18 protein-coding genes are annotated in these 18,929 nt (G+C 58.2%); 13 read left to right on the plus strand and 5 right to left on the minus strand.

Annotated features, from left to right (window positions below; all coding sequences use genetic code 11):
- The first annotated feature begins 4 nt into the window (after positions 1 to 4).
- The 11 genes from D8U73_RS20315 (at position 5) to D8U73_RS20370 (ending at position 12,156) form a co-directional block, all read left to right on the plus strand.
- A complete protein-coding gene (locus D8U73_RS20315) occupies positions 5 to 376 on the plus strand; it encodes a response regulator (protein WP_130905586.1) in 372 nt (123 codons plus the stop codon).
- 129 nt (positions 377 to 505) lie between these two features.
- The gene (locus tag D8U73_RS20320) at positions 506 to 1,810 is read left to right on the plus strand and encodes a glycosyltransferase (protein ID WP_130905587.1); all 1,305 of its coding nucleotides are present in this window, start codon (positions 506 to 508) and stop codon (positions 1,808 to 1,810) included.
- A gap of 23 nt (positions 1,811 to 1,833) precedes the next feature.
- Positions 1,834 to 2,739 carry an AraC family transcriptional regulator gene (locus tag D8U73_RS20325; RefSeq protein ID WP_130905588.1) on the plus strand — a complete coding sequence of 302 codons (906 nt, stop codon included), beginning with the start codon at positions 1,834 to 1,836 and terminating at the stop codon, positions 2,737 to 2,739.
- Between the two features lie 331 nt (positions 2,740 to 3,070).
- Positions 3,071 to 4,381 carry a sugar ABC transporter substrate-binding protein gene (locus D8U73_RS20330; RefSeq protein WP_130905589.1) on the plus strand — a complete coding sequence of 437 codons (1,311 nt, stop codon included), beginning with the start codon at positions 3,071 to 3,073 and terminating at the stop codon, positions 4,379 to 4,381.
- A 199-nt stretch (positions 4,382 to 4,580) separates the two neighbouring features.
- Positions 4,581 to 5,480, plus strand: coding sequence for a sugar ABC transporter permease (locus D8U73_RS20340; protein ID WP_241668544.1), 900 nt, complete (start codon positions 4,581 to 4,583; stop codon positions 5,478 to 5,480).
- 8 nt (positions 5,481 to 5,488) lie between these two features.
- A complete protein-coding gene (locus tag D8U73_RS20345) occupies positions 5,489 to 6,319 on the plus strand; it encodes a carbohydrate ABC transporter permease (protein ID WP_130905591.1) in 831 nt (276 codons plus the stop codon).
- A gap of 129 nt (positions 6,320 to 6,448) precedes the next feature.
- On the plus strand, positions 6,449 to 7,552 hold the full coding sequence (gene ugpC, locus D8U73_RS20350) for a sn-glycerol-3-phosphate ABC transporter ATP-binding protein UgpC (RefSeq protein ID WP_056855423.1): 1,104 nt from the start codon (positions 6,449 to 6,451) through the stop codon (positions 7,550 to 7,552).
- Positions 7,553 to 7,568: 16 nt separating this feature from the next.
- On the plus strand, positions 7,569 to 9,041 hold the full coding sequence (locus tag D8U73_RS20355) for a mannitol dehydrogenase family protein (RefSeq protein WP_130905592.1): 1,473 nt from the start codon (positions 7,569 to 7,571) through the stop codon (positions 9,039 to 9,041).
- Between the two features lie 205 nt (positions 9,042 to 9,246).
- A complete protein-coding gene (gene xylB / locus D8U73_RS20360) occupies positions 9,247 to 10,743 on the plus strand; it encodes a xylulokinase (protein ID WP_130905593.1) in 1,497 nt (498 codons plus the stop codon).
- A gap of 13 nt (positions 10,744 to 10,756) precedes the next feature.
- On the plus strand, positions 10,757 to 11,695 hold the full coding sequence (locus D8U73_RS20365) for a carbohydrate kinase (protein WP_130905594.1): 939 nt from the start codon (positions 10,757 to 10,759) through the stop codon (positions 11,693 to 11,695).
- A 191-nt stretch (positions 11,696 to 11,886) separates the two neighbouring features.
- Complete coding sequence (locus tag D8U73_RS20370; protein ID WP_056855427.1) at positions 11,887 to 12,156, plus strand: DUF2790 domain-containing protein; 270 nt, start codon at positions 11,887 to 11,889, stop codon at positions 12,154 to 12,156.
- A 93-nt stretch (positions 12,157 to 12,249) separates the two neighbouring features.
- On the opposite strand, the gene D8U73_RS20375 is transcribed toward D8U73_RS20370, so the two are convergent.
- Positions 12,250 to 12,522, minus strand: a complete 273-nt coding sequence (locus D8U73_RS20375; RefSeq protein WP_130905595.1) for a DUF1652 domain-containing protein — start codon at positions 12,520 to 12,522, stop codon at positions 12,250 to 12,252.
- 291 nt (positions 12,523 to 12,813) lie between these two features.
- On the opposite strand from D8U73_RS20375, the gene eco reads away from it, so the two are divergent.
- Complete coding sequence (gene eco / locus D8U73_RS20380) at positions 12,814 to 13,296, plus strand: serine protease inhibitor ecotin (RefSeq protein WP_130905596.1); 483 nt, start codon at positions 12,814 to 12,816, stop codon at positions 13,294 to 13,296.
- A gap of 149 nt (positions 13,297 to 13,445) precedes the next feature.
- On the opposite strand, the gene D8U73_RS20385 is transcribed toward eco, so the two are convergent.
- Both D8U73_RS20385 and D8U73_RS20390 read right to left on the minus strand, forming a co-directional pair.
- Positions 13,446 to 14,369, minus strand: a complete 924-nt coding sequence (locus tag D8U73_RS20385; protein WP_130905597.1) for a magnesium transporter CorA family protein — start codon at positions 14,367 to 14,369, stop codon at positions 13,446 to 13,448.
- A gap of 7 nt (positions 14,370 to 14,376) precedes the next feature.
- Positions 14,377 to 15,975 carry a RimK family protein gene (locus D8U73_RS20390; RefSeq protein WP_130905598.1) on the minus strand — a complete coding sequence of 533 codons (1,599 nt, stop codon included), beginning with the start codon at positions 15,973 to 15,975 and terminating at the stop codon, positions 14,377 to 14,379.
- A 92-nt stretch (positions 15,976 to 16,067) separates the two neighbouring features.
- On the opposite strand from D8U73_RS20390, the gene D8U73_RS20395 reads away from it, so the two are divergent.
- Complete coding sequence (locus tag D8U73_RS20395; RefSeq protein ID WP_130905599.1) at positions 16,068 to 17,162, plus strand: GNAT family N-acetyltransferase/peptidase C39 family protein; 1,095 nt, start codon at positions 16,068 to 16,070, stop codon at positions 17,160 to 17,162.
- Positions 17,163 to 17,241: 79 nt separating this feature from the next.
- Here D8U73_RS20395 and D8U73_RS20400 read toward each other — a convergent pair whose 3' ends face one another.
- Positions 17,242 to 18,393, minus strand: a complete 1,152-nt coding sequence (locus D8U73_RS20400) for a PQQ-dependent sugar dehydrogenase (protein ID WP_130905600.1) — start codon at positions 18,391 to 18,393, stop codon at positions 17,242 to 17,244.
- A gap of 52 nt (positions 18,394 to 18,445) precedes the next feature.
- Positions 18,446 to 18,799, minus strand: coding sequence for a hypothetical protein (locus D8U73_RS20405; protein ID WP_130905601.1), 354 nt, complete (start codon positions 18,797 to 18,799; stop codon positions 18,446 to 18,448).
- Positions 18,800 to 18,929: the final 130 nt, after the last annotated feature.

The raw sequence follows: 18,929 nt of genomic DNA on the forward strand, positions 1-18,929 counted from the left end.
CACTATGTCCACCGCCAATGCGTCCACCATTCTTGTCGTCGAAGACGATGCCATCGTGCGCATGCTGATCGTCGATGTGCTGGAGGAGTTGGAGTTCAAGGTACTTGACGCGGATGGTAGCGAACAGGCGCTGGAGTTCCTCAATGACGAGGACCAGCACATCGACTTGATGATGACCGACGTCGGCCTGCCGGTGATGGATGGTCGGGAACTGGCCATCCAGGCCCGGATGCTGCGCCCGCAATTGCCCATCCTGTTCGCCAGTGGTTATGCGGAGAATATTGACGTGCCCGAAGGCATGTCAGTGATTGGCAAACCGTTTTCGATCGATCAGTTGCGAGACAAGGTCCAGGGAATTCTCGCGCAGTCGAAGTAAGCTGGTTTGGATGAACAACAATTGCTGGTGATCCGCATTCGATTCAGGTGACCTGGAAGGTTACGTACACTCTCACCTGTTTTTCCCTGGTATCGCCTTATTCTCGTTTGTAGCCTGGAACAATCGCCCATGAATCAACCTCGCCAAACCAAAGTCCTGGTCATCGGCTACGTCTGGCCCGAGCCCCGTTCTTCGGCGGCCGGTGGGCACATGATGCAAATTCTCGAGACCTTCTTGCAGCAAGGTTGGGACATCACCTTCAGCAGCCCTGCCGGTTATGGTGAGCAGCGCGCTGACCTGACGTCGCTGGGCATTCGCGAAGTGCCGATAGAATTGAATAACAGCAGCTTCGACACATTCATCCGCGAACTCGCGCCGGATGTGGTGCTGTTCGACCGTTTCATGATGGAAGAACAGTTCGGCTGGCGCGTGGAAAAACACTGTCCCGACGCCGTTCGCGTGCTGGAGACGTCGGACCTGCAGAGCTTGCGTGATGCCCGGCAGCAACGTCTCAAACAGCGTTTGAAGGCCAGTGACGACGCGAATGACTTCAGTGAACTGTTTGCGCCCAGCCTGCGTGAAGAGTTTGAGTTCATGGCCGATAACGATCTGGCCAAGCGTGAGATTGCCGCGATCTATCGTTGCGACTTGAACCTGATGATTTCCGAAGTGGAAATCCAATTGCTGATCGAACAGTTCAAATTGCCCGCTACCCTCTTGCATTGGTGCCCGCTGATGGTCGATCTGCCGAGTGTGGCGCCGGCCGCATTTGAAGACAGGGCGCACTTTCTCAGCATTGGTAACTTCCGGCACGCGCCCAATTGGGATGCGGTGTTGTGGATGAAAACCACGATCTGGCCGCTGATTCGCGAGCAACTGCCCGCGGCGCAACTGCACATCTATGGCTCATACACGCCACCCAAGGCAACAGCACTGCATAACCCGGCCCAGGGATTTCATGTCATGAACTGGGCAGAAGATGCCTTGCAAGTCATGTCGGCGGCTCGAGTGTGCCTGGCACCGCTGCGTTTCGGTGCCGGCATAAAGGGCAAGATTGTTGATGCGATGCTCTGCGGCACCCCCAACGTCGCGACGCCCGTAGGGGCGGAGGCGATGCATGGCGACGAAGCCTGGCCCGGCGCTGTCGCTTGCACCGCTCGCGAGATTGCCGATCAGGCTGTGCAACTGTACACCGACAAGCCTCGCTGGCTTGAAGCACAGGCGCATGGCCAGACCTTGCTCGCCAACCGCTACCGGCAATCCTTGCATGGCCCGGCGTTGATTCAGCGACTGATGGAATGTCGACAGAATCTGGCGAACATTCGACGGGATAATTTCACCGGCAGCATGTTGCGCCATCACCACCACAAAAGTACCCAGTACATGGCGCAATGGATTGAGGCAAAGAACCGGAATACGATCGACGCCATGTAACCAAAACACAAAAGCGCCCTGCCATGACCCGAATCGCCAGAGTCACCGACCCTTCCTACGAATTGATGGACGACCACAACGGCTTGTCCATCATCTATCGTCAGCACGGTTTTCCTTGTCCGTTGGTGCGCTGGCATTTCCACAAGGAATACGAACTGCACCTGATCGTCGCCAGTTCCGGCAAAGTATTCATCGGCGATTACATTGGCAATTTTTATCCCGAAACCCTGTTTCTGACTGGCCCTAACCTGCCCCATAACTGGATCAGCCAGGTCGCCGAAGACGAAGTCGTGCCCAAGCGCGACATGCTGGTCAACTTCACTGACGAGTTGTTCGACAGTGGCTATCAGGTCTTCGCCGAACTCAAGACCCTCGCGCCACTGCTGGAGCGCGCCAAGTACGGCATCGAGTTTCGTGGCAAGCAGACGATTGGCCGAGCGATGGACCTGATGCAACGCATCGCCGATAGCACCGGCGTGACCCGGCTCGGGCACTTTTTCATCCTGCTGGAATTGCTGGCCGCTACTGACGACTATCAGTTGCTGTCCGGCGCAACCACGCCGCAACTGGCCGACGAACACAATATTGATCGCACCAACCGTGCAGTGGATTACATTTTTGCCCATTACGCCCGGGACTTGACGCTGGAAGAAGTGGCCGAGCATCTGGGCATGAAGCCGACCTATTTCAGCCGGGTATTCAAGCAGGCCACCGGGCGCAACTTCATCGAGTTCGTCAATCGCCTGCGTATCAGCAAGTCCTGCGAGTTGTTGGCCGATGGTGATAAAGCGGTGACCGACGTTTGCTTCGAGTCGGGCTTCAACAACATTTCCAACTTCAACCGACGCTTCCAGCAGCTCAAGGGCATGACGCCTTCGCATTACCGGCGGTTGGTGGTGCAGCGGTTGACCGAACAAAACCTCGGTTAAATACCGCGCAAGCTTTTGTAGGAGCAAGGCTTGCCCGCGATAGCGACCTCAAATACGCCATCGCGGGCAAGCCTTGCTCCTACAGGATGTTTGGCGACCTTGGGGTAGCGAAGACCTGTACGGATTCAATACCCCTGCCTCGCTGGAACCCCCTTCCCTGCGTCTACATCGCCAAACAGCAGTGCAAAAAAGTATCGATCCCAGTGCGATGGATGATTTGTCTCGCCCGCCATTGAAGGCTGTAATCAGCACAGATTCTTCCAGCCTTCGGAAGACACAAAAACAATAACTGTCCTTCTGTTGCCCTTCGGGTGCAGAAAAGGAGTGCTCGATGCAACCTTCAGTCAAAGCTCTGCTTGCCCTCACCTGCATGACCCTCAGCAGCGTCACCCTCGGCGCCCAGACCCTGACCATCGCCACCGTCAATAACAGCGACATGATCCGCATGCAGAAACTCTCGAAGACCTTCGAGGCCGAGCATCCAGAGATCAAGCTCAATTGGGTGGTGCTGGAAGAAAACGTTCTGCGCCAGCGTCTGACCACCGACATCGCCACCCAGGGCGGGCAGTTTGACGTGCTGACCATCGGCATGTACGAAGCGGCACTTTGGGGAGCCAAAGGCTGGCTGGAGCCGATGAAGGACCTGCCGGCCAGTTATGACCTCGACGACGTGTTCCCGTCGGTGCGTGAAGGCCTTTCGGTGAAAGGCTCGTTGTACGCCCTGCCGTTCTACGCCGAAAGCTCGATCACCTATTACCGCACCGACCTGTTCAAGGACGCCGGTCTGACCATGCCCGAGCGTCCGACCTGGACCCAGATCAGCGAATTCGCCGGCAAACTCACCAACAAGGACAAGGAACAGTACGGCATCTGCTTGCGCGGCAAGGCCGGTTGGGGCGAGAACATGGCGTTGATCACCACCGTGGCCAATGCCTACGGCGCCCGCTGGTTCGATGAAAAGTGGCAACCGGAATTCAACGGCCCCGAATGGAAAAACGCGCTGAACTTCTATGTCGATACCATGAAAAAGTTCGGTCCGCCGGGCGCATCGAGCAACGGTTTCAATGAAAACCTCGCGTTGTTCAACAGCGGTAAATGCGCGATCTGGGTCGACGCCAGCGTTGCCGGTTCGTTCGTCACCGACAAGACCCAGAGCAAGGTCAGCGATCACGTCGGCTTCACCTACGCGCCCCATGAAGTCACCGACAAAGGCTCGGCCTGGTTGTATTCCTGGGCGCTGGCGATCCCGACCAGTTCCAAGGCCAAAGACGCGGCAAAAACCTTCAGCACCTGGGCCACTTCCAAGGAATACGGGGCACTGGTGGCCGAGAAAGACGGCATCGCCAACGTGCCGCCAGGCACTCGGGCCTCGACCTACAGCGAGGCCTACATGAGCGCCGCGCCATTCGCCAAGGTCACACTCGAATCGCTCAAGGCAGCAGATCCGAGCAAGCCGAGCGCCAAACCGGTGCCGTACATCGGCATTCAATTGGTGACCATTCCCGAGTTCCAGGGCATTGGCACCCAGGTCGGCAAATCCTTCTCTGCGGCGCTGATCGGCCAGACCACAGTCGACCAGGCCCTGGCCGCCGCCCAGCAAACCACTGAACGAGAGATGAAGCGCGCCGGTTATCCCAAGTAACCCGTAAACATCCATTTTTGTGGCGAGGGAGCTTGCTCCCGCTGGGCTGCGAAGCGGCCCCTGCGATCTAACAGTCGCAACGTGCGAACCGGTTTTACGACGGCTTCGCCGCCGAGCGGGAGCAAGCTCCCTCGCCACAGAGAACTCGTCGGACAACGAGCAAGTGATCACCATGAATACTTCAACTGCCAAAGCTCACATGGAAATGCCCCAACCGGTACGCAAGAGCCGGTTGGTCAACCCCGGCTGGTTTCTCGTCAGCCCTTCGGTAGCATTGCTGCTGTTATGGATGATCGTGCCGTTGGGAATGACCGTCTACTTCTCGACGATTCGTTATAACTTGCTCAATCCCGGCGATAACGAGTTCATCGGGCTGGAAAACTTCACCTATTTCCTTACCGATTCGGGGTTCCTGCCCGGTGCCAGCAACACTCTGTTGCTGGTGGGCAGTGTGCTGCTGATCAGCGTGGTGTTCGGCGTGTTGATCAGTGCACTGCTGGAGGCCAGCGAGTTTTTCGGTCGCGGCATCGTGCGGGTGTTGCTGATCTCACCGTTCTTCATCATGCCCACGGTTGGCGCGCTGATCTGGAAGAACCTGATTTTCCATCCGGTGTCGGGGATCCTCGCCTACGTCTGGAAGCTGTTCGGCGCGCAACCGGTGGACTGGCTGGCGCACTACCCACTGCTGTCGATCATTATCATCGTCTCGTGGCAATGGCTGCCGTTCGCGATCCTGATCCTGATGACCGCCATGCAGTCCCTCGATCAGGAACAAAAAGAAGCCGCGCGCCTGGACGGTGCCGGGCCACTGGCGATTTTCTGGCACCTGACCCTGCCGCACCTGGCGCGGCCGATTGCGGTGGTGGTGATGATCGAAACCATCTTTCTGCTCTCGGTGTTCGCCGAAATCTTCACCACCACCAACGGCGGCCCCGGCTACGCCTCGACCAACCTCGCCTACCTGATCTACAACCAGGCGCTGGTGCAGTTCGATGTCGGCATGGCCTCGGCCGGCGGCTTGATTGCCGTAGTGATCGCCAACATCGCGGCCATCGTGCTGGTGCGGATGATCGGCAAAAACCTGACTGACAAAGCCTGAGGCCTGCCATGACCCTTCAACAATCGCGCCGTCTGCAAAGCCTGCTGCTCGGCACCCTGGCCTGGGCCATCGCGATCCTGATTTTCTTCCCGATCTTCTGGATGGTGCTGACCAGTTTCAAAACCGAAATCGACGCGTTCGCCACGCCGCCGCAGTTCATCTTCGCACCGACCCTGGAGAACTATCTGCACATCAACGAGCGCAGCGATTACTTCAGTTTCGCCTGGAACTCGGTGGTGATTTCCTTCTGCGCCACGGCCCTGTGCCTGCTGATCGCGGTGCCGGCCGCTTACTCGATGGCCTTCTACGAAACCCAGCGCACCAAGGGCACGCTGCTGTGGATGCTCTCGACCAAAATGCTGCCGCCGGTGGGTGTGCTGATGCCGATCTACCTGCTGGCCAAGAGTTTCGGCCTGCTCGACACGCGCATCGCGCTGATCGTGATCTACACCCTGATCAACCTGCCGATCGTGGTCTGGATGATTTACACCTACTTCAAGGACATCCCCAAGGACATCCTCGAAGCCGCCCGCCTCGATGGCGCCACGCTGTGGCAGGAAATGGTCCGCGTGCTGCTGCCGATCGCCAAGGGTGGCCTGGCCTCCACGGTTTTGCTGTCGCTTATCCTGTGCTGGAACGAAGCCTTCTGGTCGCTGAACCTGACCTCATCGAAAGCGGCGCCGCTGACCGCCTTGATCGCTTCGTATTCCAGCCCCGAAGGGTTGTTCTGGGCCAAGTTGTCGGCGGTCTCGACCCTGGCCTGCGCGCCGATCCTGATCTTCGGCTGGATCAGCCAGAAGCAATTAGTGCGCGGCCTGTCGTTTGGCGCCGTGAAATAAACGGTTCGCCCCTTGTAGGAGCCAGGCTTGCCGGCGAAGGCGCCCGTCAAATTGCCTTCGCCGGCAAGCCTGGCTCCTACGAAAAGCCGTCCGGTTTAAATGAATAAAAACATGCGGAGGCCCATCACCATGGCCAACCTGAAAATCAAGAATCTGCAAAAAGGCTTTGAAGGCTTTTCCATCATCAAGGGCATTGACCTTGAAGTGAACGACAAGGAATTCGTGGTGTTCGTCGGCCCATCGGGCTGCGGTAAATCCACCCTGCTGCGGTTGATCGCCGGGCTGGAGGAAGTCAGCGGTGGCACCATCGAACTCGATGGCCGCGACATCACTGAAGTCAGTCCAGCCAAGCGAGACCTGGCGATGGTGTTCCAGACTTACGCTTTGTACCCGCACATGAGCGTGCGCAAAAACATGTCGTTCGCCCTTGATCTGGCCGGCGTGCCCAAGGCCGAAGTGGAAAAGAAAGTCGGCGAAGCGGCGCGCATCCTTGAACTGGGGCCGATGCTCGAGCGCAAGCCCAAGCAACTGTCCGGCGGGCAACGCCAGCGTGTGGCGATCGGCCGGGCCATTGTGCGCAACCCGAAAATCTTCCTGTTCGACGAACCACTGTCCAACCTCGACGCGGCGCTGCGGGTGCAGATGCGTCTGGAGTTGCTGCGCCTGCACAAAGACCTGCAAGCGACGATGATTTACGTGACCCACGACCAGGTCGAAGCCATGACCATGGCCGATAAAGTCGTCGTGCTCAATGGCGGCAAGATCGAGCAAGTCGGCTCGCCACTGGATCTGTATCACCAGCCGGCCAACCTGTTCGTCGCCGGTTTTCTCGGCACGCCGAAAATGGGCTTCCTCAAAGGCAGGATCACCCAGGTCAATGGCCAGGGCTGTGAAGTGCAACTGGACGCCGGCACCCGCATCAGCCTGGCGCTGAGCGGCGCCAAGCTGAGCGTCGGCGGTGCGGTGACGCTGGGCATTCGCCCCGAGCACCTGGAATTGGCCAAACCCGGCGATTGCACACTGCAAGTCACCGCCGATGTCAGCGAACGCCTGGGCAGCGACACCTTCTGCCATGTTCGCACCGCTTCCGGCGAAGCCCTCACCATGCGTGTACGCGGCGACCTCGCCAGCCGTTATGGCGAAACCCTGAGCCTGCATTTGGATGCCGAACACTGCCATTTATTCGATGCCGACGGCGTGGCGCTGACCCGTCCTTTGCGCGTTGCTGCCTGATTTGCGAGAGTGTGTGATGAAACTGAATAAACAGAACCTCAACCGCCTCGCCCCCGAAGTGGCACTGCCCGCCTACGCCCTGAGCGACACGCGCCAAGGTATCGCCCACATCGGCGTCGGCGGTTTCCATCGCGCCCATCAGGCGTACTACACCGACGCGCTGATGAACACCGGCGAGGGCCTGGACTGGGCGATCTGCGGTGTTGGCCTGCGTGCCGAAGACCGCCGCGCCCGCGACGATCTCAAGCAACAGGATTGCCTGTTCACCCTGTTTGAGCTGGGTGATACCGATGACACCGCAGTCCGAGTGATCGGCGCCATTCGCGACATGCTGCTGGCAGAGGACGGTGCGCAAACGCTGATCGACAAACTCGCCGACCCGCAGATCCGCATCGTCTCGCTGACCATCACCGAAGGCGGTTATTGCATCGATGACAGCAACGGCGAGTTCATGGCGCACCTGCCGCAGATCCAGCACGACCTCGCCAACCCGGACTCACCCAAAACCGTGTTCGGTTTTCTTTGCGCGGCACTGGCCAAGCGCCGGGCCGCAGGTATACCCGCGTTTACCTTGATGTCCTGCGATAACCTGCCGCACAACGGCGCGGTCACTCGCAAAGCACTGCTGGCATTCGCCGCGCTGCGGGACGCCGAGTTGCGCAACTGGATCGAGCGCAACGTGACGTTCCCCAACGCCATGGTCGACCGCATCACGCCGATGACCAGTACTGAGCATCGCCTGCTGCTGGCGGACAAACATGGCGTCGATGACGCCTGGCCGGTGGTCTGCGAACCCTTTGTGCAATGGGTGCTGGAAGACAAGTTCGTCAATGGCCGGCCGGCCTGGGAAAAGGTCGGCGTGCAGTTCACCGACGATGTCACGCCCTATGAAGAGATGAAGATCAAACTGCTCAATGGCAGTCATCTGGCCCTGACCTATCTAGGGTTCTTGAAGGGCTATCGCTTCGTTCACGAAACCATGAACGACCCGCTGTTCGTGCGCTACATGCGTGCCTACATGGACCTCGACGTCACGCCGCAACTGGCGCCAGTGCCAGGCATTGACCTGACCGATTACAAGAACACGCTGGTCGAACGCTTCTCCAATCAGGCCATTGCCGATCAACTGGAACGTGTGTGCTCGGACGGGTCGTCGAAGTTTCCCAAGTTCACCATTCCGACCATCAACCGCTTGATCGCCGATGGCCGCGAGACCAAGCGTGCGGCGCTGGTGGTGGCCGCATGGGCCTTGTACTTGAAAGGCGTGGATGAAAATGGCGATACCTACTCGATACCGGATCCACGGGCGGCGTTCTGTCAGGCGTTGGTGGCCGACGACGTATTGATCACCCAGCGCTTGCTGGAGGTTGAGGAGATTTTCGGCACCGCGATCCCTCGCTCGGCAGAGTTTGTCGCGGCGTTTGAGTGGTGTTGCAACAGTTTGCGCGAGGTGGGTGTGACGCGCACGCTGGAGCGGGTTCTGGCGTAAGCATGCGGTGAATCTGCTGCCGTCATCGCGGGCAAGTCGAATCGTCGCACCGCCGCACCCACAGTGATTTCTGATCGTTTCCACGCTCTGCGTGGGAATGCAGCCCGGGACGCTCTGCGTCCCCATCCAGAAGCAGACGCGGAGCGTCCATTGAGGCGTTCCCACGCAGAGCATGGGAACGATCTTCATACACCAAGGACCCACCATGGCAGACCAACAATTATTCCTCGGCATCGACTGCGGCACCCAAGGCACCAAAGCCATTATCCTCGATGCGGTCAGTGGTGCCGTGATTGGCCAGGGCGCCGCTGCCCACACCATGATCAGCGGCGCCAACGGCCGTCGCGAGCAGGACCCCGCTCAGTGGCTGGATGCTTTCGCCAGCGCCACTCGCCACGCATTGCTGGCGGCCGGTGTCGATGGCCAATCGATCCTCGGCATCGGTGTGTCCGGACAACAACACGGCCTCGTCCTGCTCGATGATCAGGGCCAGGTCCTGCGCCCTGCCAAACTCTGGTGCGACACCGAAACCAGCGCCGAGAACGATCGCCTTCTCGAACGCCTGGGCGGTGAAAAAGGTTCGCTGGAGCGCCTTGGCGTGGTCATCGCACCGGGTTACACAGTCTCTAAGCTGCTCTGGACCAAAGAACAGCACCCGGCGGTATTTGCCCGAATCGCCCGCATTCTGTTGCCCCATGATTACCTGAATTTCTGGCTCACCGGCCGCAGTTGCAGCGAGTACGGCGATGCTTCCGGCACGGGCTATTTCAACGTGCGCACTCGCCAGTGGGATTTACAATTGCTGCGCGACATCGATCCGAGCGGGCGCCTGCAAGCGGCATTGCCGGAGCTGATCGACGCGCACGCAGCGGTCGGTACGATCCTGCCGGCGATCGCTGGACGATTGGGTATCAATCCGCAAGCCCTTGTTTCCAGCGGCGGTGGCGACAACATGATGGGCGCCATCGGCACCGGCAATATTCGGCCAGGCGCCATCACCATGAGTCTCGGCTCATCCGGCACGGTGTACGCCTATGCCGATCAACCGATCGTCAGCCCGGACGCTGGAGTCGCCACATTCTGTTCTTCGAGCGGTGGCTGGTTGCCCTTGATTTGCACCATGAACCTGACCAATGCCACCGGGGTGTTCCGTGAGTTATTCGAGCTGGATATCGATCGCTTCAATGCACTCGCGGCCCAGGCACCGATCGGTGCCGAAGGCGTTTGTGTGCTGCCGTTTTTCAATGGTGAACGCGTACCCGCCCTGCCCCACGCTACCGGCAGCGTGCGCGGCTTGACCATGACCAACCTGACCCAGGCCAATCTGTGCCGTGCAGTGGTTGAAGGCACGACCTTCGGATTGCGTTTCGGTGTGGACCTGCTGCGCCAAAATGGCTTACAAAGCCGCAGCATTTGCCTGATCGGCGGCGGCTCGAAAAGTACGGTATGGCGCCAGGTAGTCGCGGACATCATGAACACTGCGGTGGTCTGCACTGAACAAAGCGAAGCCGCGGCCCTTGGGGCGGCGATTCAGGCGGCCTGGTGCAAGTCCCGGGAAAGCGGCCGAGAAGAGAGCCTGGCGGATCTGTGCGAGCGCTGCGTGACGCTCGACCCGGCGAGTGAAACCTTGCCCATTGCACAAAACGTCGTGGCTTCGCAGCAAGCCTACGAACGCTATCAACAGCATGTCGCAACCCTTTGAAGAGTGAACAATTATGTATCTGGTGTGTGGCGAAGCGCTGTTTGATTTTTTCAGTGAAAACGATGCCAGTGGCCTGGCTTCAAAAGTGAATTTCAAGGCGATTGCCGGCGGTTCGCCGTTCAATGTTGCGGTGGGTTTGCGCCGATTGGGTGTGAACGTGGCGCTGTTTGCCGGGTTGTCCACCGATTACCTTGGCCGACGACTGTTGCAAGTGCTGCAGGACGAAGGGGTACAAACCGGCTATCTACGGGATTTCGCCGCACCAACCACGCTGGCGATGGTTGCGGTGGGTGCTGATGGTTCGCCACATTACAGCTTCCGTGGCGAAGGTTGTGCCGATCGGCAATTGAAAGTTGAGCATCTGCCGGAACTTGGGCCTGACGTACGCGGCTTGCACATCGGCTCGTTTTCGCTGGTGGTGCAACCGATTGCCGACACGCTGCTGGCGTTGGTGCGACGGGAAAGCGGTAAACGCCTGATCAGCCTCGATCCGAACGTGCGCCTCAACCCCGAGCCAGATATCGAGTTGTGGCGTTCGCGCGTGGCCACGCTGGTCGAACATGCCGATCTGATCAAGGTCAGCGATGAGGATTTGCGCCTGTTGTATCCCGAACAGGACCCTGCGCGGGTCATCGAGGGCTGGTTGCAGCACCGTTGCCAGTTGGTGTTCCTGACGCGCGGTGGCGAAGGCGCGACGGTGTTCAGCCGGGTCCATGGTTCGTGGTCGGTGCCGGCCTGCGCGGTCAAAATCGCAGATACCGTGGGCGCTGGCGATACTTTTCAGGCGGCGTTGATTGCCTGGTTGACTGAGCAACAACTGGATTCAATCGAGGGATTGCGTGAGCTCAGCCGCGAGCAGATCGAAGCGATGATGCGGTTTGCGGTTCAGGCAGCGGCACTGACTTGCGGCAAAACCGGGCCGGACCTGCCCTATCGAAAACAACTGGCATAACGCACCTGATGGTGTGGTCGTCCGCCGAACGGTAGTGGCAAAGCGACAGGTGGCGTTCAGGAGAATTAACCAATGCTTAATCGTGCAGTCCAACACTTACTGGACCGCACGCCCTCAGAGTTCTCTGACGCCCAGTGCGGCAGGTTCGACGATCCGTCGAGCTGACTTCCGTCTGCACTGGAGATTGCCCCATGAACTCGCGCGTTTTGCTCGTTTCTTCAGCTCTTGTCTGTGCCAGCTTTTCAGGTTTTACCGTAGCGGACACCACCGTCGCCGACGCGATACCCTCGTATCATTACGGAATGCCCCTGCACATTGGCAAAGTGATTGCCCTGACCGAACCCACGACGATGGATTGTGAAGTGATCACGGCAACGATGACGTATATCGATAAGCAGTCGGGCAAACCCGCGGAACTCGCCTACCGAAAACTGTCGGACGCTTGCAGTTATCAAAACTGACTGATCGCACAAGTTGCATTTATGCGTTCGATCTGGCGCTGGGCCTGGTATTTTGATCCAGGCCCGCAGCGCACGGCAGATTCAAACGTTGGGCTACAGCGCTTTGCCCAGTACCTCACGGTGCTCGTTTTCCCCGTGATGGTGGTAAAGGTCTGAGCGCAGCCCCGCAATCAACTCATGGATTTCCCTGCAGCTGTTCAGATGCTGGGCATCGATATCCGTTCTCAATAGATCGAGGGTATCAGTGCCATCCTCCGCGAAGACCTTGACGGTCATCTTGAGGTCCGGAGAGAGCGAACATTGGCAGCGTTTCGGCAGGAAACTGCTTTCAATGATGTTGCGAAGTTCCAAGGCAGAAAGAAACATGGCGACCCTCTCCTTTGTGAGACTGCCAACGGTTATCGATGGCTGACTCGTGTGCGATCCCGGTCAGCTTAAGAACATCTACAGCATAAAACATGCCTTGAATTCAGCTATGCAGCTCATCGGTAAATCAGAGGTTTAGGTTAACAACCTGTAACAACCGTCATGCAAATTGCACTATCGGCCTCAGATAGCCCTGCAAATTGCACACAGCGTGAGTTTGCATCGGGTGCCCGTGGAAGGGAGAATGCGCGCAGGCGATCGTTCGCTTCTGTTTACCTGCAAGGAGGCACCATGAGTCCTTTATTTTTTCGCACATCCATCGGCGTTATCGCGGCTGCACTGTCGGGCGTCATCCACGGGGCAACGCTGGAAAAAACCGCGCCATTTCCAAAAGCCGAGGACGGCTTCAGCCGCCAGGTCATTCACTTGGCACCGCAAACCCGGGAAGACGATTTCCAGGTCGAAATACTCGCTGGCAAGACCCTTACCGTCGACTGCAACCGCCAACGCCTGGGCGGCATGCTTGAGGAAAAAAACCTCGAAGGCTGGGGTTATCCGTTTTACCGACTGGAAAAAGTCATCGGCCCGATGAGCACCCTGATGGCCTGCCCGGACGGCAAGCGCAAACAGGATTTCGTGCCCGTGGTGGGTGACGGTTTCATGCTGCGCTACAACAGCAAACTGCCGATCGTGCTCTATGTACCTGAGGATGTAGAGGTACGTTACAGGATCTGGTCGGCGTCGACTAAAGTCGAAAAAGCCGTTGCCGAATAATCCTTGCACATCATGCCAACGCGTCGCCAAACGCGGCGCGCTCGACCGCATGGATGCGGCTCAACAGCTCTGATCCGGACATTTTGGCGATTTGGAAGCGGCTATCGCGAGCAGGCTCGCGCCCACAGGCCTGGTGAACATCACCCGATTCATTTCGCCAAGCGCTTGAGCCCCAGCACCATCACCCCTGCCCCCAGCAGCATCGCGCTCAAGAACAACGGATAAGAAATCCACCACGGCGTGCCTGCCGTCATCATGCTGAATTCGGACATTCCGCCGATGCTTGCGATCAGGTTCAGCGGCAAAAACACCACATTGATCAACGTCAGTTTGCGCAACAGGTTGTTCATGCTGTTGTTCATCAGATTGCCCCGCGCGTCGATCAGCCCGGAGAACACCGTCGAGTAGATTTCCGCCTGCTTGTAGCACTGGTTGTTTTCTATGATCAGGTCGTCGATCAGGCTGATGGCATGGGCATTGAAGTGTTGCTTTTCTGCGTGGTTGCGCAGTCGGGTGAGGACCGCGCCGTTGCTGTGGATGGCATTGATGTAATAGATCAGGCTTTCGCTGAGGTTGAACATCTGGATCAGGTGCTGATTCTGCATCGACGCATTGAATTTCTGCTGCAGCTCCCGGGCAACCAATTTGATCACCTTGAGGTGACCCAAGTAGTGATGGATGTTGTTGAAGAGCAGATCGAGCAACACATCCATCGGCGTGTTCAGCGCCTGACGCTTGCCCAACCCGCTCAGCGGCGCGTCATCGGTGGCGATCACCAGCAAGCGGTCCGGGCAAAACAGCAAGCCACAGGATGACACTTCAAACGCCAGGCTCTGCGAGCCGGAGTAGTTTTCCGGGCGTTTCCAGATCAGGAACAGGTTGTCGGGGTGAAACTCGATGCGCGACACCTCGTCAGGGTCGAGTGCCGACGCCAAGGCGTGTTCATCGAGTTTGAAATGGCTGTGCAACAGGTCGCGCTCGGCCACATCGGGATTGCTGAACAGCACGACCGGGGCATCCAGCCGATCGACGGCGTGCAGAGCGCCGTGGGTCAATTCAAAGCCCTTGATCATCGGCTGATCACCAGGCCTGGCCGCGACGTTTCAGTTCCAGGCGTCGCACGAACTCTTCCAGCACCAGTGAATACAGGTCGTCTTGCAAGTACGCGTCTTCGATACCCGCGTCCATGTTCGGGTTGTCGTTGACCTCGATCACCACCACTTTGTCCCCCGACTGCTTGAGGTCAACGCCGTACAGACCATCGCCGATCAGGTTGGCGGTCTTCACTGCCAGCTCCACCACCGCTCGCGGCGCTTCGTGGACGGCCAGGGTTCGGCACTCACCGTTGATATCCTGGCCTTTGGCCTTGTGGTTGTAGATTTGCCAATGGCCCTTGGACATGAAGTACTGGCAGGCAAAGATCGGCTTGCGGTTCAGCACGCCGATGCGCCAGTCGTACTCGGTGTAGAAAAACTCCTGCGCCAGCAATAACACCGAATGCTCGAACAATTCAGCGGTAGCTTCGAGCAAGGCTTGCTGGCTTTCGACCTTGATGACACCCCGGGAAAAACACCCGTCGGGGATCTTCAGCACCAACGGAAACCCCAGGCGTTCGCCCACCCGCTCGAAATCTTCCGGTCGTTCCTTGTAGAGTATTTCAGTAGCGGGCATGCCCAGTTGGTGACTCTTGAGCAGATCGGTCAGGTACACCTTGTTGGTGCAACGCAGAATCGACGCCGGGTCGTCCATCACTACCAGCCCTTCACTTTCGGCCTTCTTGGCGAATCGATACGTGTGGTTGTCGACGCTGGTGGTCTCGCGGATCAGCAAGCCGTCGTATTCGGCAATTCGCGAATAGTCCTTGCGCTCGATCAGATCAACGTCGATGCCCAGCGTCCGGCCGACCCTGACAAAATTATCCAGCGCCTTGGCATTGGAGGGCGGCAAGGCTTCCTGGGGGTCATGCAGAATGGCCAGGTCGTATCGGGCCAATCGCCGGGATCGCGGCTGGCGCCAGATTTTTCGACTGAAACTATCCAGGGATTGTGCAAACTGATCTTCCTGATCTTCGCGCAACTTATGCAGTGCGCCCGACTTAACGCCTTCGATGTGCCAGCCGTTAGTTCGACGAAATTCAACTAACAAAATCGGGCAGGCAAATACTTCAAATAATTGCCGCGCCAAATCCTGCAACGGCTCGATATTGGTCTTGCCGAAGTAAAGTGTCAGGGTAAAACCTTCGGTATCGCTGTAAGCATGATGACTGAGCGCTTTTTCCAGGGTTTTATCCAAGTCATCCAACGCTAGGCCGTACAAGGATTTACGGGTGAGTTCACTGATGGTTCGCACAGAGGGAATGACCTTGTGCCCACGGGCCTCTGCCAGCAGCGAGCAGTAGTACCCGTGCCCCAGATACTTGTAGCTGCGGCACAGGTTGATGACCTGAACCCGCTTGCCCTGGTCGTTGTCGCGGGTTTGTTCCAGGTATTCCTGGGCCGTGACAATGTCCTCGCTGGGAAAGTAGGAAGCCCAGTCCTCCCTGCGTTCGACGATGATAATCAACTGGCTGGAAGTTCTACCCGACTCATTTGAAGAACCTTTTAAATAAGTTTCAGAAGTGATTGCCGCCGGCAAAGTTTGCTCGGATACTTCGCGCCAATGACCTTGTACCGCTGACATAGTGATCGATCCGTTGGTGAACAAGACCTTTCCTATTAAGCACGATGTTTTTTGAAAGTCCCGTTTCGTTACGCAACTTTTACGGCGGTCGTATGAATACAATATTTCGTTTGGCGGTATTGCAAGACGTGCCTCAGTTATTGCAACTGGAAGAGCAGTGTTTCACCACCGATCGGCTCAACAGTCGCAGCTTTCAATGGATGATTACTCGTGCCCACGGGCAACTGTTGGTAGCACAGCACGGTGAGCATTTGCTGGGTTACGCCGTGGTGCTATTTCATCGAGGTACGTCGCTGGCACGACTGTATTCGATCGCCATCGCCGCCCAGGCACGAGGCAACGGATTGGGTAAAAAATTGCTCGATTGCGTCGAGGCCTGCGCTCTGGAGCACGACTGTGCTTATTTGCGGCTGGAGGTGCGTATCGACAATCCTGCGGCGATTGCCTTGTATGAACGCAACGGCTACCGGCGCTTCGCCGTGATTCATGACTATTACCAGGACCATGCCGATGCGCTGCGCCTGCAAAAACGCATCCTTGAGCATCGCGAGTCGCGTAACGTTCAAGTGCCTTATTACGCACAAACCACCGAATTCACCTGCGGTCCGGCTTGCCTGATCATGGCCATGGCCGCACTGCAGCGTGACCAATATCCGCAGCGCCGCGAAGAACTGCAGATCTGGCGCGAGGCGACTACCGTTTTCATGACCTCCGGCCACGGTGGCTGCAGCCCTCAAGGCTTGGCGTTGGCGGCCTGGCGCCGCGGGTTTCGGGTGCGTCTGCAACTGAGCATGAGCGGGCCGTTGTTTCTCGACGGCGTGCGCAACGAGCATAAAAAAGACGTAATGCGTCTGGTGCACGAAGCGTTCACTGAACAGTTGCTTGCCAGCGACGTCGAGTGCGAAATCGGCGGACAGCTGGACCTCCCACGGCTGCTGGAGCAAGGCGGTCAGCCTTTGGTACTGATCAGCAGCTATCGCCTGACTCGCTCCAAATCACCGCACTGGGTGATCGTTACCGATTGCGACGACGAATTCGTCTATCTGCACGATCCCGATGTGGACCACAGCCAGCATCGACAAACCATGGACTGCCAGCATGTGCCGGTCAGCCATAGGGAATTCGAGAAGATGTGCAGCTTTGGTCGGGACAAGTTAAGGGCGGCGGTGATCCTGCATAACCGTTGAAAAGATCGCAGCCTGCGGCGGCGCTTCCAGGTCGCGCGTGTTCATACAGGCGCTGCAGCAGGCTGCGATCCTTTTTGCGTTACTTCAATCCGACTTTATACAACGCGCCGTCCTCTTCATCGGTCAACACATACAAGTAACCATCCGGCCCCTGCCGCACATCGCGGATGCGCTTGTTCAGTTCCCCCAGCAGGCGCTCTTCGTGAACCACCTTGTCGCCGTCGAACTGCAAACGGATCAGTTCCTGCGTGACGAGCGCACCAATGAAAACGTTGTGTTGCCAGGCCTTGAAACGATCGCCGTCGTAGAACGCCATGCCGCTCAACCCGGGAGATTTTTCCCAGAAATGCCGTGGCCCGACGGTGCCTTCGGCGGTTTTGCCCTGGGCTTCAGGAATGGGCAGCCCGGAATAGTTGATGCCGTGAGTCGCCAATGGCCAACCGTAATTCTTGCCGCGCTCAATCACGTTGATCTCGTCCCCGCCCCGAGGCCCGTGTTCGTTTTCCCACAGTGTGCCGGTCCATGGGTTGAGCGCCGCACCTTGCGGATTGCGCACCCCGTAGGACCAGATCTCGGGACGCACACCGGACTGACCGACAAACGGGTTGTCGTCCGGTACCTTGCCGTCGGGATATATGCGAACGACCTTGCCTTGGAGTTTGTCGAGGTCTTGTGCGGTCGGCCGGTCGTTGTTTTCCCCGAGGGTAATGAACAGATAACCATCACGGTCAAATACCAGCCGTGAGCCAAAATGGTTGCCGACGGATAGCTTGGGTTCCTGACGGAAAATCACCGTGAAATCCCTGAGGCTCGTCAGGTCTTCGGACAGCCTGCCGCGACCGACGGCCGTACCGGCCTTGTTACCCTGACCACCACCCTCGGCGTAGGACAGGTAGATCAAGCGGTCTTGCTTGAAGTCGGGTGACAGCACCACATCCAGCAAGCCGCCCTGCCCTTTGGCCCAGACCTTGGGCACTCCGCTGATCGGCGCCGACACCTTGCCCTGCGTGTTGACCAGGCGCAGATTACCGGGCCTTTCCGTTACCAGCATGCCCTGGCGATCCGGCAGAAACGCCACGGACCAGGGGTGCTCCAGCCCCTCGGCGATGGGCGTGACTTCAAGCGTGCCCAGTTCACTTTTCATCGCCTGCGCGGACGCGGCAAGCACAGGCGGCGTAACGGTCAACATTGCACTGGCACAGAGAGCGGTCAGAAGAGATTTACACAACATGCACGATTCCTTTTGTCATGAGAATGGCGGGGAGAAATGCAGATTTTGCCGTTCAACGAATGGGAGTACCCCGCGCTGGCGGGTTGGGTATGAATCTGGGAGAGCTGGCGGGAGCCGCTGGCGTCTGCGGGTAGCGATTGCCGATGCCACCGTTGTCGAGGGTTGGCGGACGTGGCACAGGGACCGTGTTCGGTCCTCGGATCGCTGGGGCACTGGGTTGCGTGCCTTGCATGCTGTTGGGATTGGCCCGGCGAATCGGGCTGTTGTAGGGGTTGTTGTTACCGCTGTTCGGCAGGCTCTGCGCCAAAAGCAACGGCGCGTGAGTCGAAGGGACTTGCGCCTGGGCCAGCGGGCCGAGAATGCTGCTCGAGGCCAACAGGATGAAGCCGAGGATGCATCTGTTCATGGGTTGCCTCTGGGCACGCGCGTGTAAGGTCTTCGATAGCACGCTACGCCCCGGGTTCGGATTTGTTAATCAAAACCTCAACGGCAAGGTGTAACACGAAGTTGATCTTGCGCGAGAGACGGGCTGCAGG

It is taken from the genome of Pseudomonas sp. Sample_22 (assembly GCF_004307635.1).
Lineage (GTDB): Bacteria > Pseudomonadota > Gammaproteobacteria > Pseudomonadales > Pseudomonadaceae > Aquipseudomonas.